Annotated in this window: 20 protein-coding genes; 7 read left to right on the plus strand and 13 right to left on the minus strand. The window is 69.4% G+C overall.

What is annotated here, in order from left to right; all coding sequences use genetic code 11:
- Positions 1-44 precede the first annotated feature (44 nt).
- Genes hpaE through LF262_RS02890 form a run of 4 tightly spaced genes read left to right on the plus strand, consistent with a single transcriptional unit; the run spans position 45 to position 4,440 of the window.
- Entirely contained in the window at positions 45-1,598 is a 1,554-nt protein-coding gene (hpaE, locus tag LF262_RS02875) for a 5-carboxymethyl-2-hydroxymuconate semialdehyde dehydrogenase (protein ID WP_235778749.1), read from the plus strand.
- 44 nt (positions 1,599-1,642) lie between these two features.
- Complete coding sequence (gene hpaD, locus LF262_RS02880; RefSeq protein WP_235778750.1) at positions 1,643-2,809, plus strand: 3,4-dihydroxyphenylacetate 2,3-dioxygenase; 1,167 nt, start codon at positions 1,643-1,645, stop codon at positions 2,807-2,809.
- 3 nt (positions 2,810-2,812) lie between these two features.
- Positions 2,813-3,598 carry a 2-oxo-hept-4-ene-1,7-dioate hydratase gene (gene hpaH / locus LF262_RS02885; protein WP_235778751.1) on the plus strand — a complete coding sequence of 262 codons (786 nt, stop codon included), beginning with the start codon at positions 2,813-2,815 and terminating at the stop codon, positions 3,596-3,598.
- Positions 3,583-4,440, plus strand: coding sequence for an HpcH/HpaI aldolase family protein (locus LF262_RS02890; protein WP_235778752.1), 858 nt, complete (start codon positions 3,583-3,585; stop codon positions 4,438-4,440). The genes hpaH and LF262_RS02890 overlap by 16 nt, the downstream gene beginning before the upstream one ends.
- Before the next feature lie 144 nt (positions 4,441-4,584).
- On the opposite strand, the gene LF262_RS02895 is transcribed toward LF262_RS02890, so the two are convergent.
- The 4 genes from LF262_RS02895 to LF262_RS02910 form a co-directional block, all read right to left on the minus strand.
- Entirely contained in the window at positions 4,585-5,211 is a 627-nt protein-coding gene (locus LF262_RS02895) for a DnaJ family domain-containing protein (protein WP_235778753.1), read from the minus strand.
- Positions 5,212-5,497: 286 nt separating this feature from the next.
- Positions 5,498-6,292 (minus strand): alpha/beta fold hydrolase, encoded by a 795-nt coding sequence (locus LF262_RS02900; protein WP_268933481.1) that lies wholly within the window; start codon positions 6,290-6,292, stop codon positions 5,498-5,500.
- Between the two features lie 179 nt (positions 6,293-6,471).
- Positions 6,472-7,833, minus strand: coding sequence for an MFS transporter (locus LF262_RS02905; protein ID WP_235778755.1), 1,362 nt, complete (start codon positions 7,831-7,833; stop codon positions 6,472-6,474).
- Between the two features lie 259 nt (positions 7,834-8,092).
- Entirely contained in the window at positions 8,093-8,629 is a 537-nt protein-coding gene (locus LF262_RS02910; protein ID WP_372462734.1) for a flavin reductase family protein, read from the minus strand.
- Positions 8,630-8,836: 207 nt separating this feature from the next.
- On the opposite strand from LF262_RS02910, the gene LF262_RS02915 reads away from it, so the two are divergent.
- A complete protein-coding gene (locus LF262_RS02915) occupies positions 8,837-9,553 on the plus strand; it encodes an IclR family transcriptional regulator (RefSeq protein ID WP_235778757.1) in 717 nt (238 codons plus the stop codon).
- A 78-nt stretch (positions 9,554-9,631) separates the two neighbouring features.
- On the opposite strand, the gene LF262_RS02920 is transcribed toward LF262_RS02915, so the two are convergent.
- From LF262_RS02920 to LF262_RS02940, 5 genes are all read right to left on the minus strand, one after another.
- Positions 9,632-12,775, minus strand: coding sequence for an AAA family ATPase (locus LF262_RS02920; protein WP_235778758.1), 3,144 nt, complete (start codon positions 12,773-12,775; stop codon positions 9,632-9,634).
- The gene (locus LF262_RS02925; protein WP_235778759.1) at positions 12,772-13,935 is read right to left on the minus strand and encodes an exonuclease SbcCD subunit D; all 1,164 of its coding nucleotides are present in this window, start codon (positions 13,933-13,935) and stop codon (positions 12,772-12,774) included. Before LF262_RS02925 ends, LF262_RS02920 begins: the two co-directional genes overlap by 4 nt.
- A gap of 82 nt (positions 13,936-14,017) precedes the next feature.
- Positions 14,018-15,013, minus strand: coding sequence for an MIP/aquaporin family protein (locus tag LF262_RS02930; protein WP_235778760.1), 996 nt, complete (start codon positions 15,011-15,013; stop codon positions 14,018-14,020).
- A 79-nt stretch (positions 15,014-15,092) separates the two neighbouring features.
- On the minus strand, positions 15,093-15,461 hold the full coding sequence (locus LF262_RS02935; protein ID WP_235778761.1) for a DUF202 domain-containing protein: 369 nt from the start codon (positions 15,459-15,461) through the stop codon (positions 15,093-15,095).
- Positions 15,458-15,814, minus strand: coding sequence for a YidH family protein (locus tag LF262_RS02940; protein ID WP_235778762.1), 357 nt, complete (start codon positions 15,812-15,814; stop codon positions 15,458-15,460). The genes LF262_RS02935 and LF262_RS02940 overlap by 4 nt, the downstream gene beginning before the upstream one ends.
- Before the next feature lie 130 nt (positions 15,815-15,944).
- Between LF262_RS02940 and LF262_RS02945 the strand changes: the two genes are divergently transcribed.
- On the plus strand, positions 15,945-16,925 hold the full coding sequence (locus tag LF262_RS02945; RefSeq protein ID WP_235778763.1) for an ADP-ribosylglycohydrolase family protein: 981 nt from the start codon (positions 15,945-15,947) through the stop codon (positions 16,923-16,925).
- Positions 16,926-16,969: 44 nt separating this feature from the next.
- On the opposite strand, the gene LF262_RS02950 is transcribed toward LF262_RS02945, so the two are convergent.
- Complete coding sequence (locus LF262_RS02950) at positions 16,970-17,590, minus strand: DUF4395 domain-containing protein (RefSeq protein WP_235778764.1); 621 nt, start codon at positions 17,588-17,590, stop codon at positions 16,970-16,972.
- 80 nt (positions 17,591-17,670) lie between these two features.
- Positions 17,671-18,699 carry an exonuclease domain-containing protein gene (locus tag LF262_RS02955; RefSeq protein ID WP_235778765.1) on the minus strand — a complete coding sequence of 343 codons (1,029 nt, stop codon included), beginning with the start codon at positions 18,697-18,699 and terminating at the stop codon, positions 17,671-17,673.
- A 105-nt stretch (positions 18,700-18,804) separates the two neighbouring features.
- Between LF262_RS02955 and LF262_RS02960 the strand changes: the two genes are divergently transcribed.
- On the plus strand, positions 18,805-19,587 hold the full coding sequence (locus LF262_RS02960; RefSeq protein WP_372462712.1) for a DedA family protein: 783 nt from the start codon (positions 18,805-18,807) through the stop codon (positions 19,585-19,587).
- A gap of 28 nt (positions 19,588-19,615) precedes the next feature.
- On the opposite strand, the gene rdgB is transcribed toward LF262_RS02960, so the two are convergent.
- Entirely contained in the window at positions 19,616-20,248 is a 633-nt protein-coding gene (gene rdgB / locus LF262_RS02965) for an RdgB/HAM1 family non-canonical purine NTP pyrophosphatase (protein ID WP_235779283.1), read from the minus strand.
- Between the two features lie 68 nt (positions 20,249-20,316).
- Entirely contained in the window at positions 20,317-21,081 is a 765-nt protein-coding gene (rph, locus tag LF262_RS02970; RefSeq protein ID WP_268933482.1) for a ribonuclease PH, read from the minus strand.
- Positions 21,082-21,106 lie beyond the last annotated feature (25 nt).

The raw sequence follows: 21,106 nt of genomic DNA on the forward strand, positions 1-21,106 counted from the left end.
CTCCCACCCACTCTTCAGATTTCCACTAGCGAAGGATCCTCACCGTGAGCAACCACACCGTTCCTCAGGACCTCCCGGCCCGTATCCAGCACTACATCGACGGCGAGTTCGTGGACTCGGTCGACGGCGACACGTTCGACGTGCTCGAGCCCGTGACCAACGAGGTGTATGTCAAGGCCGCCGCCGGCAAGAAGGCCGACATCGAGCTCGCCGTCGCTGCCGCCAAGCGCGCGTTCGACGAAGGCCCTTGGCCGAAGATGCTCCCCCGTGAGCGCTCCCGCGTGCTGCACCGGATCGCCGACATCGTTGAGTCCCGGGACGCGCGCCTGGCCGAACTGGAGTCCTTCGACTCCGGCCTTCCGATCACCCAGGCGCTCGGCCAGGCCCGCCGCGCGGCTGAGAACTTCCGCTTCTTCGCGGATCTGATCGTGGCCCAGGCGGATGACACGTTCAAGGTGCCCGGCCGCCAGATCAACTACGTGAACCGCAAGCCGATCGGTGTCGCGGGCCTCATCACCCCATGGAACACACCGTTCATGCTCGAGTCCTGGAAGCTCGGCCCGGCACTCGCCACGGGCAACACCGTGGTGCTCAAGCCAGCCGAGTTCACCCCGCTGTCCGCTTCCCTGTGGGCGGGGATCTTCGAGGAGGCGGGCCTCCCCCGCGGCGTGTTCAACCTCGTGAACGGTCTCGGCGAGGACGCCGGCGACGCGCTCGTCAAGCATCCCGGCGTGCCGCTGATCTCCTTCACTGGCGAGAGCCGCACCGGTCAGATCATCTTCGGCAACGCGGCCCCGTACCTCAAGGGCCTGTCGATGGAGCTCGGCGGCAAGAGCCCCGCCATCGTATTCGCGGACGCGGACCTCGATGCGGCGATCGACGCAACGATCTTCGGGGTCTTCTCCCTCAATGGCGAGCGCTGCACGGCCGGAAGCCGCATCCTGGTCCAGCGCGACATCTACGACGAGTTCGTAGAGCGCTACGCCGCCCAGGCCAAGCGCGTCAAGGTCGGCTACCCGCACGATCCCGAGACCGAGGTCGGCTCGCTCGTGCACCCCGAGCACTTCGAGAAGGTCATGGGCTACGTCGAGGTCGGCAAGAACGAGGGACGCCTCGTTGCCGGCGGCGGCCAGCCGGAGGGCTTCGAGTTCGGCAACTTCGTGGCGCCGACCGTTTTCGCGGACGTCAAGCCGGATGCCCGCATCTTCCAGGAGGAGATCTTCGGCCCCGTCGTGGCGATCACGCCATTCGACTCCGATGAGGAGGCCCTCGATCTCGCCAACAACACCAAGTACGGCCTCGCCGCGTACGTGTGGACCTCCGACCTCAAGCGCGCGCACAACTTCGCGCAGTCCGTGGAGGCAGGCATGGTCTGGCTCAACTCGAACAACGTGCGCGATCTCCGCACCCCGTTCGGTGGCGTGAAGGCCTCGGGACTCGGGCACGAGGGCGGCTACCGCTCGATCGACTTCTACACCGACCAGCAGGCCGTGCACATCACGCTCGGCAAGGTGCACAACCCCACCTTCGGCAAGGCCCAGGAGGCCGAGGCCGAGACCCATGCGCCGACCGACCTCGACGACCCGGACCCCCGCTGAACCGGCCCCACCGCCCCGCACCACCAGAAAGCAAGGACGCTGCCATGACCAACCGTGAAGACATGACCCTCACTTCCTCCGGGTTCTACGTGTCCCAGGAGGCCCCCATCAAAGCCGACAACCCGGTGCCGACTCCGTCGGTCCCGGCGCCGGACATCCTGCGCTGCGCCTACATGGAGCTCGTGGTCACGGACCTGTTGCGCTCGCGCGACTTCTACGTCGACGTGCTCGGCCTCACCGTGACCGAGGAGGACGAGAACGCCGTCTACCTGCGCTCGCTCGAGGAGTTCATCCACCACAACCTCGTGCTGCGCCAGGGCCCCGTCGCCGCCGTCGCCGCCTTCTCCTACCGGGTTCGCACCCCCGAGGACCTGGACAAGGCCGTCGCGTTCTACACCGAGCTCGGCTGCCGGGTGGAGCGCCGCAAGGATGGCTTCACCAAGGGCATCGGCGAGTCGGTGCGCGTGACCGATCCGCTCGGCTTCCCGTACGAGTTCTTTTATGACGTCGAGCACGTCGAGCGCCTCGCGTGGCGCTACGACCTGTACACCCCCGGCGCCCTCGTACGCCTCGACCATTTCAACCAGGTCACCCCGGACGTCCCGCGTGCCACGAAATTCATGCAGGACCTCGGCTTCCGCGTCACCGAGGACATCCAGGACCAGGAGGGCACGGTCTACGCCGCGTGGATGCGCCGCAAGCCCACCGTCCACGACACTGCGATGACCGGTGGCAACGGCCCCCGCATGCACCACGTCGCGTTCTCGACGCACGAGAAGCACAACATCCTCGCGATCTGCGACAAGCTCGGAGCGCTGCGCATGTCCGATGCGATCGAGCGCGGACCCGGCCGCCACGGCGTCTCGAACGCGTTCTACCTCTACCTGCGCGACCCGGACGGCCACCGCGTCGAGATCTACACCCAGGACTACTACACGGGCGATCCTGACAATCCCGTCGTCACGTGGGACGTCCATGACAACCAGCGCCGCGACTGGTGGGGCAACCCGGTGGTCCCGTCCTGGTACACCGAGGCCTCGCTGGTCCTGGACCTCGACGGCAACCCGCAGCCCGTCGTCGAGCGCACCGAGGCCTCCGAGATGGCAGTGACCATCGGCGCCGACGGGTTCTCCTACACCCGGGCAGACGACGAGTCCGGCTCGTACCGCGGCGAGGCCTCGAAGGGCTTCAAAATCGGCCACCAGCTCTGAGCCATGCTGAACAAGGAGACCATCGCGGCAATCGCCGACGAACTCGTGGAGGCGGGGCGGACGCGCACGCCCGTCCCGCTCCTGCACACACGTTACGAGGGCATGGACGTCGAGGACTCGTACGCGGTCCAGAAGCTCTGGGCCAGCAGGCTCGAGGCCGAGGGGCGGCGGGTGGCCGGCCGCAAGATCGGACTGACGTCCAAGGCCATGCAGGCCGCCACCGGCATCAGCGAGCCGGACTACGGCGTGATCTTCGACGACCAGGTCCTCGAGAACGGTGCCGTCGTCGAGTGGAAGCGCTACACGCACCCGCGCATCGAGGTGGAGCTCGCCTTCAAGCTCGGGCGCGACCTGAAAGGACCGGGCGTGACCATGTTCGACGTCCTGGACGCGACCCACTACGTGGTGCCCGCGCTCGAGATCCTAGACTCGCGGATCGAAATGGAGGGCCGCACGATCGTGGACACGATTTCGGACAACGCCGCGCTCGGCGCCATGGTGGTCGGCGGGCGCCCGGTGCGGCCGCACGATGTAGACCTCCGCTGGGTGTCCTCCCTCCTGTACCGCAACCAGGAAATCATCGAGACCGGCGTGGCGGCCGGTGTCCTCAACCACCCGGCAACCGGCGTGGCATGGCTCGCGGACAAGCTCGCCCAGCACGGGCAGGACCTGCGTGCAGGGGACCTCATCCTGGCGGGCTCGTTCACGCGGCCCATGTGGGTGTACGAGGGCGACACGGTGTTCGCGGACTACGGGCCTCTGGGGACAGTGACATGCCGTTTCGTCTAGAACCCGAACGGACGTTCCGCCACGCGCTCGCGGCCTCCGCGGCCGCGGGCGAGGGTCCCCAGATCGGCCTGTGGGTATGCTCTGGGAGCTCGCTCGTGGCCGAGATCATGGCCGGCTCGGGCGCACAGTGGCTCCTCATCGACGCCGAGCACAGCCCCAACTCGCTCGAGTCGGTCCTCGCCCAACTGCACGCGGTCCACGGCTACCCCGTGCTGCCCATGGTGCGGCTGCCCTGGAATGACACGGTGCTCATCAAGCAGTACCTCGACCTCGGGGCGCAGAACCTCCTCATCCCGATGGTCAGTACCGCCGAGCAGGCCCGGTCCGCTGCCGCCGCCGTGCGCTATCCCCCGCATGGGGTCCGCGGCGTCGGCTCCGCCCTCGCGCGCGCAGCGCGGTGGAACCGCATCCCGGACTACCTCGCGCGAGCGGACGAGACGATCTCGCTCATGGTGCAGATCGAGACGTCAGAGGCCGTGGACAACGTCGAGGAGATCCTCGCCGTGGACGGAGTGGACGGGATCTTCATCGGCCCGTCCGACCTGGCCGCGTCGATGGGGCTGCTCGGCCAGCAGGAGCACCCCGAGGTGCGTGCCGCCGTCGAGCGCTGCCTTGCCGCGGCGAGCGCAACGGGCAAGCCCGCGGGGGTCAACGCGTTCGTCGAGGCGACGGCTCGGCACTACCTCGACCACGGCGCCCAGTTCGTGCTCGTGGGCGCTGACGTGTCCATCCTGGCCCGCTCGAGCGAGGAGCTCGCCTCACGCTTCGCGGCTCCTGCTACGGAAGGAGCGCCTGCAGACGGAGTGCCTGCGCACGACGGCGACAGGCCGGCAAGCTACTGACCTCGCCACCCGTGGTGACTGAGCGGAGTCGGGGTCCTGAGCCTCGGCTCCGCTTCGCCGTTCCTCAAGACCCAACTGACGGGCCGTTCGAGGGCATTCGGCCCGGTATCAGGGTTGGGTTGTGCGTGTAGGCACGCACGGCGCTCAGCCTCCCCGCCAGCGCCGGAGCACGCGGTCCCAGAACCGCGGCGGCCGGGCGGCGGCGTCGTGCGCCTCCTCCGCGGCCCGCACAGCCTCGGATGCCGTGCGCCGCTCGCGCCACTGGGCGACCTCACGTTCGACATCCCTGAGCTTCGTGACCACCGGGGGCCCACCTAAGAGCTGGCGGCGCGCCTCGACGATGCGGCGGTTGAACGCCTCGACGCTCTCGCGGACCTGCTTCTCGGTATAGAGCGCGTCCAGCGTCTCCGTGAGGCGCGCGTCCTCGACTCTCAGGACGAGCGCCTCGGGGCCGAGGCCAGTGAGCTGCTCGCGCTCGATGAGCCCCTTGAGCCACCAGTCGGGATCATGGACGTTGTCCAGATTGGGAATCGGCTTGCCTGCGTACTTGAGGTGGTCGAATTCGCCACGCGCGATGGCATCGCGGACGATGTAGTCGGCGCGGCGGGCGGAGTCGACCTTGCGCCGCCTGCGGTTGAGCTCGTCCTCTCGGGCGATCTCCTCGGCTTCCTCGGGGCTCTGCGCCACCTCCCCTGCTCGGATTTCGGCGGCGCGCTCGAGCCGACGCCGCAGCTCCTCTTCGCGCCGACGGCCTGGCCCGTAGTCTGCCATGTGCTCGCCTCCCATTCCTTGCCTGGCCGGGCCCGCCGCGCGCGGACCTGACCCTGCACCGGGTACTACCCCGCGTGGGCGGGCAACCTCCGGGGCATGCCACCGTGCCGTCACCTCCACGGTAGGACGCGGCGGCCCAGAGACGCGAGCGGGTTGGCTGCCCGTGGAACCAGGCTGTACTCAGTCATCCTCGCCAAGGTGTTGCGCCTTCGCTCCTTCCTCGCCATGGCAGATCCGAGCGGTGCGGGCTGCACGGGTGCCGCGGACGCGCTCGTGCGAATGACTGTCATCGGGAGCCCGCACGCAGGAACGGCACGAGCTCGTCGAGGATGGGGCCCGCGGGGGCGAGGGTTGCGGCGTGCGTTCGGCCCGGCAGCTCGACGAGCCTGGCGTTCGGCATGAGCTCGGCGGCACGCCTCGAGTCTGCGAGCCGCTGGGGATCACGCGTGCCTGCCATGAGGAGCGCCGGGAGGGTGAGCTGGGCGACGACCGCCTCAGGTAGCCCGGGATCTTCCTCGGTGCCCGTGAAGCACGCCGAGAGGGCGGCAGGATCATTGGCGAGGAACGCCTGGCGCGTCGCCGGGTCCACCCGCTTCCCCGCCGCGTCGAGGCCCTCCACGAACGCCTCGATGCGCCCTGTTTGAAGGGCCTCGAGGTACCCGGGGAAGAAGACCTTTGCCACCTCTCCCCCTTGTGGCCGGTACGTTCCGCCAAGCGCGGTCAGAGAGGTGATGCGATCGGGGACGGTGGCCGCGAGCGAGAAGGCGACACGCGAGCCGAGCGAGTACCCCACCAGGTGGGCCCGATGGATCCCCTCGGCATCAAGCACCGCGAGGACGTCTCCCGTGTGGCTCGTCATGCGGTAGGCATCGGCGTAGTCCGGTTTGCCGCTGCGCCCGTGTCCGCGCAGGTCGACCCGCACCACTCTGAAGCCGTCGAGCGCCCTGACGTAGCCGAGGCCGCGCCAGATCGCCTTGGACAGGGCCGAGCCATGGAGGAGGACGACGGCGGGGCCCTCCCCCGCGGCCTCGTAGGAGATCTCGATGCCGTCAGCGGGATTCAGGGCCGTGCTCACCGGCATACCCTACCGCCGAGCGCGTCCGGGCTGGGAAGCGCCGTGGGCCTTGCCTCAGGAGACGTGCGACGGCGCCACCCACCGTCCGCTGACGGCGGGTAAGGCCGCTCACGGCAGAGCGGCGGGCCCTCCCGGATGGGAGGACCCGCCGCCTCTTCAGGTGCTCCTAGTGTGTGGCCACCCGATCAGCGTGTTGCTTCGGGATGCTCGTGGACGTACTCCGCGTGCGCCTCGGCGACGTGCAGGTCCACACCCTTGGTCTCCTTCACCAGCGAGACTGCGATGAGCGAGATGACCGCGGTGACCGCGATGTACACGCCGATCGTCCAGGACATCTTGAACTCGTTCATGAGCATTTCGGCGATCATGGGGGCGAACGCACCGCCCAGGATCGCCCCGAGGGCGTAGCCGATTGAGACGCCCGAGTAGCGGACCTTCGCCGGGAACATCTCGGCGTACAGTGCGGACTGCGGGCCATAGGAGAGGCCGAGGCCGAGGGTCATGACGAAGAGCGCGGTGAAATACCAGACGATGTTCTTGGTGTCGATGAGGAACCACATCGGCACCGCCCACACCGCCAGGAACGCGTAGCCGATCTGGAACGTGCGCACGCGGCCGAGCCGGTCCGAGATGATCCCGCCCCACAGCGTGAAGATCAGCCATCCGAAGGACGCGAGGGTGGTCGCGAGCAGCACCGTGGCCTGATCCATCTTCAGGGCCTTGACCGCGTAGGTCGCGAAGTACGCGATGAGCAGGTAGCCGGCCGCGTTGTTCGCGATGAAGATGACCGCGGTGAGGATGACCTGCTTCCAGTTGTAGCGGAAGAGCTGGCCGAGGGGTGCCGAAGACTCCTTCTGGCGCTCCTGGAGCTGCTTGAACACCGGGCTCTCCTCGACGGCACGGCGGATCACGTAGCCCACGACGATGAGGATGATCGAGAACAGGAACGGGATGCGCCAGCCCCACTCGTTGAAGGCAGGGCCCATGAGGGTGGTGAGGATCCACAGCGTGAACGTCGCGAGGATCATGCCGATGGGGACGCCGATCTGCGGGTAGGCGCCGAAGTAGCCGCGGCGGTCCTTCGGCGCGTGCTCAACGGACATGAGGGCAGCGCCCCACTCGCCGCCGGCTGAGAAGCCCTGCAGGACACGGAGCAGGATCAGCAGGACCGGTGCGAGGACCCCTACCTGCGCGTACGTGGGAAGGACGCCAATGAGGGATGTCGAGAGGCCCATGAGGATGAGCGTGAACACGAGCATCTTCTTGCGCCCGAGCCTGTCGCCGAGGTGGCCTGCGACGATCGCGCCGAGCGGGCGGAAGAGGAAGGAGATGCCGATCGTTGCGAAGGCGATGATCTGGGACAGGCCCGGGTTCTCCTTGGCGACGGGGGCAAGGAACAGCGGACCGAGCACAACGCCGGCCGCCTGGGCATAAATGAAGAAGTCGTACCACTCGATCGTGGTGCCAACAAGGGTGCTAGCCAGAACCCGGCGCTCCTCGCGCGACATTGCTGAGGCGGGCTGGGCGGCGTTGACTGCCTGGGTCATTCGAACTCCGTGGGTTTCTCTGGGTGCGGGGCCCTGGCGGGCCAAATCCATTGACGTGGACCGGCGACGGTCCCCGACCTCCCGATTTACTTACCGATTGGTCGGTCAATAAAAGGAGGATACACGAAATGTGAAGTGCGGCACACCATCCTTCGCCTCTAGTGGGGAAGTGGACCGAGCGGTATTTTCCACGCGCCGGGCGGAAGCGTGCCACGCGGTGGCCTCGTGTGCCCCCGTCGTGCAGGCCTCGCGGAAGCCTCTAGAGGAGGTCATCGACGCCCAGCTGGTCCTCGCGGAGGGCGGTGAATCGGCCGCCTTGGAACGCCAGCGCGTCGCCGGAGCGGTAGCCGAAGTCGAGGACCTCTCCCAGGTACAGGGTGTGGTCACCCCCGTCATAGGCCGCCCAGGGCGTGCACTCGAAGTAGGCCAGTGGTCGGGTGAGCCGTGGCGCCGTCGGACCCTCGACCCAGAGAGGCTCCTCGTCGGAGGCCAACCCCGGCTTGCCCGCGAAATGGAGGGCGAGCGCCACCTGCTCGGCACCGAGGACGTTCACCGTGAAGGGCCGCCCCGCGAGCTCGTCGTGGGCCCTCGTGCTCCTCGCGATGCTCACGAGGACGAGCGGCGGCTCAAGCGAGACTGAGGTGAAGGAGTTGACGGTGATCCCGTGGCGCTTCGTCGCGCCGTCGAAGCCCACGACAGCCACACCCGTTGCGAAGCGGCCGAGGCTGCCGCGGAAGTGGTGGGACCGGGACCCGCTCGCCCGTCCCGCCTCCGCAGCGGCACCAGGATTGACGATGATGGTCGCTCCTCCCCGTCGGCCCGGCGCCCTTGCTTGGACAGCAGGTCTGTCCGATACTTTAGCTCTGTTCTATATTTGAACTACATGTGCTGATATCGAACATTGCTTACTGTAGGACGCCGAGGTGCAGGGGACAACCCTCTGCCGGGGCGTCGCGCGCCGAGGCCCGCAGCTGCGGCACGCCTGTCCCAACCGTACGTGAGGATGACCATGCCGCACACTGCCGAGACCGGACCGCACTCACAGACCCTCTCTCGTGGCATCCGCGCCCTCGAGATCCTCGCGGACGCGAGGAACCCGTTGACGATCGCCGAGCTCTCAGCCGCGCTCGACGTGCACCGCTCGATCGCGTACAGGATCGTGCGCACCCTCGAGGACCATACGCTCGTCACGCGCGACGATTCCGGGCGCCTCCAGCCCGGGGCTGGCCTCGCCGTCCTCGCACGCTCCGTCTCCAGAGACCTCCAGGCCGCCGCGCTGCCCGAGCTGGGACGCCTCGCAAGCGAATTCCATATGACGGCCTTCGTGGCCGTGTGGGACCGCACCGACTGCATCACGCTCGCCACCGTGGAGCCACAGCACAACGGTGCCACCCTCGCCCAGCACCCCGGCACGCGCCACCCGCTCGACCGGGGCGGTCCGGGGATTGCGATCCAGTCCGCGCTCGGGCGTCAGGAGTGGGAGCAGCGGGTCCCCGGGGTGGCATACCGGGCCGAATCCGATGCCTCCCGAGCGCGCGGGTATGCCCTGAGCCACGACGAGGTCATCCCGGGCCTCTCCTCGGTTGCCGTCCCACTTCTGCTGCCGCACCAACGGCCCGCGGCGCTCGCAGTCGTCTACCTCGGAACCGGAATCGATCCCGAGCCGATCGGCGCTGCACTCGGCGCAGCGGCGGCGAGGATCGCGCGCGCCGTCGGCTAAGCCTCAGCTGGGGTCCCCGGCGCAGGACGAGCAGCGCAGCGACGAGCAGCGCAGCTGCGGCCGCGATGGTTGCCCGATTCAGGCCGAGCGGGGAATGAGGCCTACAGACTCGACGTGGGAACCCGTGCGACCCTTGCTCACCCGGATCTGTGCGGGAATGCGCTGTTTGAGCTCAGAGACGTGGCTCACCAGGCCGACTACGCGTCCGCCCACACGCAAGCCTTCCATCGCGTCCATGACCTGTTCGAGGGCCTGCTCGTCGAGGCTCCCGAACCCCTCATCGACGAACAGTGTCTCGATGTCGATCCCTCCCGACTCCTGCTGGACCACATCGGCGAGTCCGAGCGCGAGAGCAAGCGAGGCCATGAACGACTCGCCGCCAGACAGAGTCGAGGGGTCGCGCCTCTGGCCAGTCCACCCGTCCACCACCTCGATGCCCAGCCCAGAGGCGGCGCCGCGCGCGGCCAGCGCATCGGTGTGATCGAGGCTGAAGCGGCCGTCACTCATGGCAAGCAGCCGCTGGGTCGCCGCAGCGGCGACCTGTTCGAGGCGCGCCGCGAGGACGTAGGAGTGCAACGACATGCGCCGGTCATTCTCTCCCTGGCCACGGATGGTCTTGGCAAGCTCACCGAGGGCATGGGACCTGCTGCGGGCCTTCTCGAGCGTCGGGACTGACGCCTCGAACTGCTCACGCAGCACGGCGCTTCGCGCTCGCGCCGACTCGGCTTCCCTCGCCGCGAGTTCCGCGGCCCTGACCCGACGCTCGCAGGCCGCCTCCACGGTCCTGAGGCCAGCAAGGGATTCCGCTGATGCGATGCTGCCACCACCCTCCGCCTCAAGTGCACGGAGAACCGCCGCGGATGCGAACAGCCCGTTCAGCTGTTGGCCCTCCGCCTCATGGGCCGCAGTCTGGGCCTCGAGCCGTTCCGCCTCGGGACTGTCCATGAGCGCCGACCGCGCGTCCGCCTCGTCGGCGAACTCAGTGTCGGCGAGTGCCGCGCGGAGGGCGTCGCTAGCCCGGACCCGTGCCGCAGCGGCTGCGCTATACCGCACGAGCGATTGCTCGAGCGCCCCGAGCGTACGCGCGCGGGCCTCCACGTCCGCCTGCCGTTGAGCGACGCTCGGGAATCCGGCGCGCCAACGGACAACCTCGGCACCCCGCCGCTCGATCTCCTCGTTCCTGCGAGCCAACGTCTCCTCCGCACGGATCCGCTGGGCAGACGCCTCGTCCAGTTCGGCGATGACAGCCGCACGTCGTTGGGCACCCCTCAGTGCCTGCTCGGAGACGGTGGCGAGGTTTACTCGGGCGTCCCTCGCGTTCCGGACCAGCGCGAGCTTGTCCTCACGGACGCGCACCGCCTTGTCCGGGTCGGTCGATCCGCCGCGCGCGTCGACGCCGGCCAGACGCTCCCGGGCTGACGCGACGGCATCGTGGGCCCGGCGCTCGAGCTCGGAGGCCGCGTCCGACTCCCGCGCCGCCTTGCGTTCCGCATCCACAAGCGCCAGCGGATCCTCGGTGGCGGCCGCGGGCGCGGGATGGTCCGGCGAACCGCACACAGGACAGGGTGCGTGGGGGGTGAGCTGGGCTGCGAGCTCTGCCGCCGTCTCGTCCAGACGGCGTTCGCGCAGCTCGAGCCACGCCTTCTTCGCGTCGAGGGCAGCGCCACGGCACCGCACATGCTCTGCCTCCGCAGTGGTGGCGGCTCGGAGCGCCTCCGCATGGTCTTGGACGGCCTTGACCACGGCTTCGGCAGCCTCGGCCTCCATCTCGGCGACCGGAAGGGTCGAGGCTATCGGCTCGAGCCGGGCGCGCTCGTCCTCGAGCGCAGCCAGCTCGCGGTTCAGGCTCTCCAACTCCGCTGCCAAGCGCCGAGCGGTCCCGACTGCGCGTTCGAGCCCACTACGGTCCGCGTCGCGTTGGCCCTCAAGTGCGGTGAGTTCGCGTTCGAGCGGGACCCGCTCGGCCAGCACGGCCGCCTCCGAGGACGCTGACGACGCCGCCGCACGCACCTGCCCTGCATCCGGGAGAGCCGGTCCGCCGGGCGCCAGCGCCAACGTCGGCGGCTCCCAGCCGGTCGCGGACGCCGCCTCAACTGCGGTGGCGGCGTCGGCTTGCGCAATCGTTGCCTCCCGGGAAGTGCGCCCGGACTCCCCGAGAGGAGACCGCAGGGAGCCCGCCGCACGGTGCGCCGCGAGTCGGGACAGGCGCTCTGCCTGGGCGCCGGCCTGCGCCTCCCATGTCACCCTCCGTGCCCGGGCCCGTTCGAGCTCTCTGGCGTCCTCGAGCAGCCGCTCGGCGGCAGCGGCCTCCGTGCGCACCCGGACAAGCTCGCCCCGGGCCGAGCCGCACTCGCCCAGAGCCTCGGCGTGCCGTCTGCTGAAGGATGAGTCCGCCCAGTCGAACAGCTCCCTCACCCGGAGGGGATCCACTGGTTCCTGCGGATCCAGCATGGCCGCTGTGCCGCGGATTCCTGGATCGGTGTCCGTCTCGTGCTCCCCTTGCACCTTCCCTCCGGACGGAGACTCACCGTCCGGATCGGGGCGGGCGTGCTCCGCGAGCTCGGCCTCGAGCCTCCCGACGGGTGCCGCAGAGGCACGCTCGGCGCTCTCGGCCGCCGCGCGCGCATTCTGAGAGAGGGTGCCGAGTTGGGCCTCGACTTCCGCGAAGCGCTGCGTCCCGAACAGCTTCTCAAGGAGATCCACCCGCTCAGACGCCTTGGCCCGCAGGAACGATGCGAACTCGCCCTGTGGAAGGAGCACCACGCGAGTGAACTGCTCGCGTGCCATGCCGAGGACCGAGGCCAGGAGCGACCCTGCCTCATCATTGCGGGACGTCAGCGGCCGCCAGTCGCCGTCCACGAACTCTCGCACGTGGGTCGAGGCCTTCTGCACGGACGAGCCCGCGGCGGCTCGGGTACTGGGCTTCGACCACTCCGGTGTCCGCCTGACTTCGAGCCGGCGGCCCTGTGCCGTGACTTCGAGCAGGACCGAGGGCTCTGCGTCTGCGGGTGAGTGGTGGCTCTTGAGTGCCCGCGTCCCTTGGCGTGCTCCGGGGAGACTGCCATAGAGGGCGAAGCAGACCGCGTCGAGGATGCTCGTCTTGCCGGAACCGGTCGGGCCGTTGAGCAGGAAGAGCCCGTGCTCGGCGAGGGCGTCGAAGTCGATGGTCTCGCGACCGGCGAAGGGGCCGAAGCAGGTGATCTCCAGCCGGTGCAGCCTCATCGCGAGACCTCTGCGAGCCTGACGGCTTCGAGCGCCTCGGTCAGTGCCGCTTCTTCCGTGCCGTTCGCGCTACGTCCTCGGACGTGCTCGAGGAATCCGCAGCACACCTCGAGATCGCTCCGTGCCTCCGCGAGCCGTTCGCTGTAGCTGGCCACTGCGGCCCTCGCGCCGCCCTCGGGGTCGAAGGCGAGCGCGACCGTGAGCGGAAACCGGCTGCGGAGCCGCTCCATGGCCCTCTGCGGCCGCTCGGCATCCGTGAGCGTCACGTGGCAGTACGCCGTCTCTGCATGCTCGTGCGCCTGATCTGCCAGCAGGTCCTCAAGGGTCCCCCTCAGGACGGCAAGCCGGTGGCTGGTGGGCCAGCTAACTGGCTCGATCGAGCTGATCCCGGCGGACCCTACCGTGAGCATCCAGACGCCCTTCGCCTGGCGCGCTTCCGAGAATGAGTAGGCGAGGGGCGAACCGGAATAGCGAATCTCCCGCGTGAGCTCCTGCCGCCCATGGAGATGGCCGAGCGCGACGTAGTCGAACCCTTCGAAAACGCTCAACGGAACGACATCGAGCCCTCCGACCGACAGGGACCGTTCGCTGTCCGTCGGAGTGCCGCCACCGGCGAACGTGTGTGCCATGACGACGGCGTGCACTGTTCCCTCCTCCCGTCGGCGCGCGAGATCCTCCCGGACCCGCGAGAGTGCCGCAGTGGTGACGGGGACATGCCCCGACCCGCTGGCCCCGAGTGACTCAGCGACGAGGCGGGGTTCCAGGTAGGGCACTCCATAGACCGCAACCTGGCTGCCGGACTCCAAGGGGAGCATGACGGGGGCAGCAAGGTCCTCCACCCGTGTCCTGAGGTGGACGCCCCCCCGTTCGAGCAGCCGCGACGCGAAACCAAGGCGGACGGCCGAATCGTGGTTGCCGCTGCTGATGATTACGCGGGCACCTGCCTCGGTGAGCCGGACGAGTGTGCGGTCCAGGAGTTCGACGACATCCACGGCCGGAAGGGCCCGATCATAGACGTCCCCCGAGATGAGGACCGCATCGACCCCCTCCGACACGACGCAGTCGACGAGGCGGTCAAGCCATTCGGACTGCGCACGGAGCATTCCCACGCCGTGGAACGAACGGCCCAAATGCCAGTCCGAGGTGTGCAGGATCTTCATGCCAACGACGCTAGTCGGTGGCACCGACATTCCTGGGGTGCCACCGGCGCGTGCCGCCATTCTTGCCGGCGGCGGCTCGTGCTCAGCGGTTCTTGTCGAAGAAGTCGCGCGCGTCGTCGTCCGGCGTCCGGCCCGCAGTCGGCTCGGGCGCTGCTGGCTCCGAGCCGGTGACTGCACGATCTGCACCGGTGTCGGCGACGTGCTTGGGCTCGGCGGCTTCCGCCGTCGTGCTCACGGGAGTTCCCTCGACAGCTTCGGAGACACGCACGCTGTCATCGCGGGTGGCCTCCGCAGTCAGGTCGGTGACGCCGCCGGCAGTTGCGCTATGCAGCTCGTCTGGGGAGCCGAAGCCGCGGAAGATGAGGCCCGTGATCGCCCCGCCCAGGATCGGGGCGACCCAGAAGATCCACAGCTGGCCGAGAGCAGTCCAGTCGGCAAACACCGCGGTCGCGGTAGAGCGGGCTGGGTTCAGGGAGGCGTTCGTGATCGGGGCAATGGCCTGGACGAGGACCGCGAGGCCGAGGCCGATGGCCCAGGGCGCCATGCCCTTCACGGCGCGCTTGCTCGTGACGAAGAGGATGATGGCCACGAACGCGGCGGTCGCGACGACCTCGGCGAGGAGGCCGCCGGCCATCGGGAACTTGCTCGGGGAGAGATCGTCAACGCCATTCGACAGCTGTGTGAAGATCGTCTGGACGTTGTTGCTCTGGGCCAGGCTCGGCAGCGTGCGCACGGTCACCCACAGCAGCAGGGTGCCGACGATGCCGCCGACCAGCTGGGAGGCGATGTACCCGGGGACGAGGCGCCAGTTGGTGCGCCCAGCCACGGCGAGACCGACCGTCACGGCGGGGTTGAAGTGGCCGCCCGAGATGTGCCCCACAGACGCGATGCCCACGGCGATGCTGAGGCCGACCGCGAAGGGGGTCGGGATCGGAGCTGAGGAAGGGCTGCTGAACAGGGCGACGCCGAGGGCGCCGAACGTGAGCAGGAAGGTGCCGAAGGCCTCTGCGACGAGCTTGGAGACGACGCCGAATTCGGCTGGCGCCTTGACTGCGGTGGCGGGCACGCCTGTGGTCATGGTGAATCCTCTTTTCGTGGGAATGCATGCGGCGCGCCCGCGCCGTGAGCCGGCGCGGCACCCGTGATCCGTGTGAAGACTACCGCCCCAGCACGGCGACGGCGATTGTGGCCAGCCCGAGCAGTGCGAAGGCGGCCGTCGCTGTACGCATGACGACGGCGGGAGGCGCCTCGGTGCCGTGACGAAGCTCACGCGCACGGACCCGGGCGCAGACCGCCAGCACGAGGGTCGATGCAGCGGCTGCAAACGCGCACACGCTCAGGACGGCGACGATTCCCGGGCCGTGGTCACCGCGTCCCTCGAGGGCAAGGAGCCATGCCCTGAAGATCAGCAGGTCCAGGACGAGGAGGGACAGGAGCGTGCGCCGCCAGGCCAGCGAAGTCCGCTCCGGCTGGAGTCCCGGATCGCGGGCGGGCTGGCCGGCCGTCGGCGCCGGCGGGACGGTCACGGCCTCACCACGACGAGCACCGCGAACACGAGGGCGGCGAGGAAGACGGTGACAGTCATGGCGAGCATGACCCTTGAGAACGGCAGCTCACGGCCGTGGCGCATGGCCTGCTCGGCGTGGGCCCACCGGCGGTAGGCGAGCACGGCGAGGGAGGCACCGACGCCGGCGAGCGCCACGGCGAGGACGCCGCGCACGAGGGTCGGGGCGATGTTGGGGGTGAGCTGGTCCAGGGCGACCGCGCCGGCGAGCAGTGCCAGCGACGTCCGCAGCCAGGCGAGGAAGGTGCGCTCGTTGGCGAGGGAGAAGCGATAGTCAGGGGTGTTCCCACTCCTGCGCCACTCGGGTTCCCGCATAGACCTCTCCTCCGTCGTCTGGCCAGGCGAGGTGCCCGTGCAGGCAACGCCTGCGGCCGCCCGTGCAGGATACCGTGCGGACGGCGCTCGACTGGGACGGGGCCGCGGAGGGACCGGTAGATTGTGGCCCATGAGCTCCCCCTCCCCCGCGTCCCGCATCCAGGGCTGCCTCGTGGGCACGGCCGTTGCCGAGTCGGCGGTGCTGGCCGGCCTCTCCGCCGAAGGGGCGGGAAACGAGGGGACCCTGCGCCCGTTGGGGGCCGCGGGACAGCTCACGCTCTTCACGGCGGATGCGCTCCTGGAGGCCATCGAGTGGGCCAACAGCGGCGTCCATGCCGACGAGGCGGCGTGCGTATGGCTCGCCTCGCTGCGCTGGGTCTCGGCCCAAGGGGTGCCGATCTCGCCGACCGCCCCCGTCGGCCAGCCGCGTTGGCTCGACACGCAGGACGGCGTCCTCGTCCCGGTCGCGTCTGCGCCGGCCTGGACGAGCTCTCTCACGGGCGGGGAGATGGGCTCGCCGTCACGGCCCGTCGGCCTGGAGTTCGACGACGCCGGCGCAGCCGCCCATGCCGCCCCCTTCGGGCTCGTCCCCCACATCACGGCCGCGGCTGTTGCGAAGATGAGCGTCGACGGCGCATCGCTCACGCACGGCGCGGCCGTCGCTGTGCAGGCCGCCGCCGCTGTGGCCTGCGTCGTGCACTTCCTCACGCTCGGCGCAGACCTCAGGACGGCCGCGGAGTCCGCGCGCGCACAGATCGGCTCGTTCCGCTCCCCCGAGGCGGGCATCTCCGAGGCCCTCGAACCGGTGCCGGAACCGGAGGCGGACTTTTCCGGGGACCGTCGCGGCGCCGGAAGGACTCTCGCAGGAGCTGTCTCGGCCGTCCTGGCCGCGGAGAGCGCGGCGGAAGCGGGCGACGCCCCACAGGCGGCCTTCGTGGGAGGGGTTCAGCTGGCGGCCGCTCACGGGCCCGATGCAGCAGCGATCGCAGGTGCGCTGCTCGGGACTCGGTGGGGGCGCGAGGCCGTCCCTTCACGCTGGGTTTCCGCAACGGCGGGGATGAAGGCTGCAGCGGGTCTCGCCGCTCGGCTCGCCGAGGCCGCCGGCGCCTGACCGACCTCAGCGTCCTCGTCGCGCCCTTGGCATGCTTCGCGCCCTCAGGCGTCCTTCGCACGAGTCGGGCCGGACCGCCGGACGGCGAGGTCGCTGCACGCCTCGCACACGGAGGCCGGCACGAGGCCCGCGAGCTGGAGCCTGCCGAAGATCCAGCATCCGAGGCAGAATCCGGCGAACGCCTCAAGCGAGGCAGCCGCGATGAGGACCACGAGCACCGCCCATGCCGCCGGAGCGAGGCCCACCGCGGCCAGAATCGCCGCGGTGGTCGAGACTGCGGCCCCGATGCCCTGGGCGAACCGCTTGGGCGGCCCCGCGACGAGCCGCGCCGGCCCCAGACGAGGGGCGATGACGTGGACTGCGATCCGGCCCACAGGCGAGAAGCGCGGACCCCAGGCCAGCCGGAGCCAGAACCCCACGGCGATCGCCCAGAGCCCCCAGACCGAGCCCGTGGCAAGCCCGAGCGCGAGGACCACCGCGCTGAGCACAACGACGATTCCGGCAGTCGATCGCGCGGCGAACTCGTTGACCGGGTTGGGGAACGGGAACAAGCGCGCCGCGAAGCGCCGCGCGGGTTCCACGGGCGCCACCAAAGGCTCGGCGGTCGCATTGTCGAACACAGAGGCAATGGCGGAATCGGAGTCAGGAAGCGCTCGCGTGGACATGCAGCCATGCTAGGAACGGGCGCTGGGATCAGGAAGGAACGTTGCTCCGCATGACGCTGAAGGCGGCGATGGAGCGCGTGTCAGACACTGGCTGCCGGCCAGCGGACGCCGAGCATCTGCAGGAACTCACCCTCAGAGAGCACCTCGACGCGCTGCCCCCTCTCCCGCAGCGCGAGCGCCCGCCGTGCCTTGTTGGTGGCCCGGCCGGCGCTGAGGTCAGCGGCCACAAACCCGTCGCCGACCACGAGTAGCGTGGTCGCGCGAGTGACTGAGCTGGCCGGCTGGGCGCCGAGTTCGGCGGCGCGGGCCTTGGCCTCGCTCCGCGGCATGCCGAGGGCACCGGTGAAGACGATCCGGTGTCCGAAGAGCGGGTGGTGCGGGTCGGCGGCTGTGTTCGCCGGCGGGTTCGTTCCCTCGTCCGGCCAGGGCACCCAGGTGCGGCCGGCGCGCGGGCCGCTGCCCGCCGTCGTGCGTCCGCCGGTGCCCGCGCTGCGGGCGAGGATGCGGGCCGTGGCGGGCGAGACGGCGTCGCCGGGCGTGAATGCCTGCTGACGCGGCAGGGGGAGCCCCAAGGCGCCATACACGCCGGCGACGCTTTCGGCGCCGTGCCGACGGGCAATGTCGATGAGGATGCCAGCGCACGCCGCGGCGTCCTCAGTCGCATCATGATGGTGCTCGAGCGGAACCCCGGCCTCGGCGGCGGCAAATGGCAGCGAGTGGGACACGAGCCGGTACGTCCTGCGGGAGAGGACCACGGTGCATGCGTAGTCGTAGGCGGGAGCCGCCATGCCGCTCACCTCAAGTGCCGAGCGGATCACCCCGAGGTCGAAAGCAGCGTTGTGGGCCACCAGCACGTCCTCACCGATGAAGCCGCCGATCTCGGCGAACAAGTCTGCGAAGCGGGGCGCCCCTGCGACCTCGTGCGGGCGGATCCCGTGGATGGCGACATTCCGCGGGTCGAACTCGTCGTACCCCTCGGGCGGCCTCATGAGCCAGGAGGCGCGTTCGACGGCGCGCCCTCCCCGGACCTTGATGAGGCCGACGGAGCAGGGGGAGCCTCGGAATCCATTCGCCGTCTCGAAATCGATCGCGGTGAAGTCCAATGCCACGCGGCGAGCCTAGCGCGAGAGCGGTCGAGGACCCGGGAACGGCGCGCAGTCCAAACGTGGGGGCCTCCGCGGATCCCGCGTCTGCGGGGCCGGTACCCTTGGATGGTGATCCCTGCAGCCCTGGCCGACGCCGCCTCCGTCCTCACGCTGGCCGTCCAGCCCAAGACCGCCTCGTTCCTTCCCGACTGGCTCAACCCCGACGTGTTCCTGCGGGACTCGCCCCTGGGGCCGTGGGTCGTCCTCGTTGTCTGCGGAATCATCTTCGCCGAGACTGGCCTGCTCGTCGGCTTCTTCCTCCCCGGCGACTCGATGCTCTTCACTGCCGGCCTGCTCGTAGCCACGGGCGCCATCAAGTTCAACCTCTGGCTCATGGCCGCGCTCGTCATCGTCGCCGCCATCATCGGCAATCAATGCGGCTATCTGATCGGCTCCAAGGCAGGCCCAGCAATCTTCAACCGGCCGAATTCTCGGCTGTTCAAGCGCGAGAACGTCGAGAAGGCCCACGCGTTCTTCGAAAAGCACGGGGGCAAGGCCCTCATCCTGGCCCGCTTCGTGCCGATCATCCGCACCTTCGTTCCCGTCATCGTCGGCGTGGCCGGCATGAACCGCGCGCGATTCTTCCTCTTCAACGTGATCGGTGCCGTGCTGTGGGGCGGTGGCGTCACGCTCCTGGGCGCATGGCTCGGGCAGTACGAGTGGGTGGGGAAGAACATCGACGTCATCTTCATCGCGATCGTCCTCGTCTCGATTCTGCCCATCGTGATCGAGTTCGTCCGAGGCCGCTCCGCCAGGCGCCAGTCAGAGGCGTTCGGCACCGACCCGGTGGACGAGTTCATCGAGGAGCACGAGCCGATCGAGGAGCGCAAGACGCGCCCCGACTGGAAGTAGAGCAGCGGGCACAAGGCCACCAGCCCAGTCAGCCCGCGAGGGCGGTGACGATCGCCGGCAGAAGGGCGCGGAACGCATGGCCGCGGTGGCTGATCGCATTCTTCTCCTCGCGGGTCAGCTCGGCGACGCTCACCCCCAGGCCATCGGGCCGCAGGATCGGGTCATATCCGAACCCGCCATCTCCGCGGGGCTCGCGCAGCAGCGTTCCCGGCATCTCGCCCAGCTCCACCGCCTCATGCCCTGCGCTGGCGGTGCCGGGCACCGCAAGAGCCGCGGCACACACGAAGGCCGCCTGCCGATGCTCGTCCCTCACATCCTTCAGCTGGGCCAGGAGGAGCTCGAGGTTCGCCTGGTCGTCGCCATGCCGTCCCGACCATCGGGCTGAGAAGATCCCCGGCGCGCCACCCAGCACTGCAACGGACAGCCCCGAGTCGTCGGCGATCGAGGGCAGGCCGGTCGCATGGGCTACCGCCCTGGCCTTCTTCAGGGCGTTCTCCTCGAACGTCACCCCGTCCTCCACCACGTCCGGTGCGCCCACTGCGCCTGCGTCCACCACCTGGACGTCCACGTCGAGGCCTGGGACCTGGCCTCGCAGGAGCTCTCGCAGTTCGGCGAGCTTGCCCTGGTTGTGCGTTGCGAGCACGAGCCTGGGGCGGCCCACCTCGGCGGTGGGCCGGACGGACGACGGCGAATGCTCGCCCTCGTGCGCACCGCCACCGTGCTCGGCGCTCACCGCAGTGCCTCGGACAGGGTCTCCCTCTGGATATCCGCCAGCTGGGTCGTCCCGATGAGGGCAAGGTCAAGCAGGCTGTCGAGCTCCTCCCGGTCGAACGGCACGCCCTCAGCGGTGCCCTGCACCTCGACGAACTTGCCCGAACCGGTGACCACCACGTTCATGTCCGTCTCGGCACGCACATCCTCGACATAGGGCAGGTCCAGCATCGGCACCCCGTCGATGATGCCCACCGAGACGGCGGAGACGGTGTCGACGAGCGGCTCGGCCCCGGTCTCGACGAGCCCCTTGTCCTTCGCCCAGCGAACGGCCTCCGCGAGGGCGACGAAGGCACCGGTGATCGCAGCCGTGCGGGTGCCCCCATCCGCTTGGAGCACGTCGCAGTCCAGCACGATCGTGTTCTCACCCAGCGCCTGGGTGTCGATGATGGAGCGCAGCGACCGTCCAATGAGCCGGGAGATCTCATGCGTCCGCCCACCGATACGGCCCTTGACCGACTCCCGGTCGGAGCGGGTGTTGGTAGCGCGCGGGAGCATCGCGTACTCGGCGGTCACCCAGCCGCGGCCCTCGCCCTTGAGCCAGCGCGGCACGCCCTCCGTGAACGAGGCGGTGCAGAGCACACGGGTGTTGCCGAACTCGATGAGGGCGGATCCTTCGGCCTGCTTCGACCAGCCTCGTGTAATCGAGATGGGTCTCAGCTGGTCGGGGGCGCGCCCGTCTGCGCGCACAACAGTAGGACTTCCAGGGGTGCTCGGGGTCATGGCACCAGCTTATCGACTCGGTCCC

This window comes from Sinomonas notoginsengisoli (assembly GCF_021554725.1).
GTDB classification, from domain to species: domain Bacteria; phylum Actinomycetota; class Actinomycetes; order Actinomycetales; family Micrococcaceae; genus Sinomonas; species Sinomonas notoginsengisoli.

Excerpts from the sequence above, each read along its gene's own strand:
- hpaD (WP_235778750.1), top strand. The coding sequence starts at position 1,643 with ATGACCAACCGTGAAGACATGACCCTCACTTCCTCCGGGTTCTACGTG.
- hpaH (WP_235778751.1), top strand. The coding sequence starts at position 2,813 with ATGCTGAACAAGGAGACCATCGCGGCAATCGCCGACGAACTCGTGGAG.
- LF262_RS02890 (WP_235778752.1), top strand. The coding sequence starts at position 3,583 with ATGCCGTTTCGTCTAGAACCCGAACGGACGTTCCGCCACGCGCTCGCG.
- LF262_RS02895 (WP_235778753.1), bottom strand. The coding sequence starts at position 5,211 with ATGGCAGACTACGGGCCAGGCCGTCGGCGCGAAGAGGAGCTGCGGCGT.
- LF262_RS02900 (WP_268933481.1), bottom strand. The coding sequence starts at position 6,292 with ATGCCGGTGAGCACGGCCCTGAATCCCGCTGACGGCATCGAGATCTCC.
- LF262_RS02905 (WP_235778755.1), bottom strand. The coding sequence starts at position 7,833 with ATGACCCAGGCAGTCAACGCCGCCCAGCCCGCCTCAGCAATGTCGCGC.
- LF262_RS02915 (WP_235778757.1), top strand. The coding sequence starts at position 8,837 with ATGACCATGCCGCACACTGCCGAGACCGGACCGCACTCACAGACCCTC.
- LF262_RS02920 (WP_235778758.1), bottom strand. The coding sequence starts at position 12,775 with ATGAGGCTGCACCGGCTGGAGATCACCTGCTTCGGCCCCTTCGCCGGT.
- LF262_RS02925 (WP_235778759.1), bottom strand. The coding sequence starts at position 13,935 with ATGAAGATCCTGCACACCTCGGACTGGCATTTGGGCCGTTCGTTCCAC.
- LF262_RS02930 (WP_235778760.1), bottom strand. The coding sequence starts at position 15,013 with ATGACCACAGGCGTGCCCGCCACCGCAGTCAAGGCGCCAGCCGAATTC.
- LF262_RS02940 (WP_235778762.1), bottom strand. The coding sequence starts at position 15,814 with ATGCGGGAACCCGAGTGGCGCAGGAGTGGGAACACCCCTGACTATCGC.
- LF262_RS02945 (WP_235778763.1), top strand. The coding sequence starts at position 15,945 with ATGAGCTCCCCCTCCCCCGCGTCCCGCATCCAGGGCTGCCTCGTGGGC.
- LF262_RS02950 (WP_235778764.1), bottom strand. The coding sequence starts at position 17,590 with ATGTCCACGCGAGCGCTTCCTGACTCCGATTCCGCCATTGCCTCTGTG.
- rph (WP_268933482.1), bottom strand. The coding sequence starts at position 21,081 with ATGACCCCGAGCACCCCTGGAAGTCCTACTGTTGTGCGCGCAGACGGG.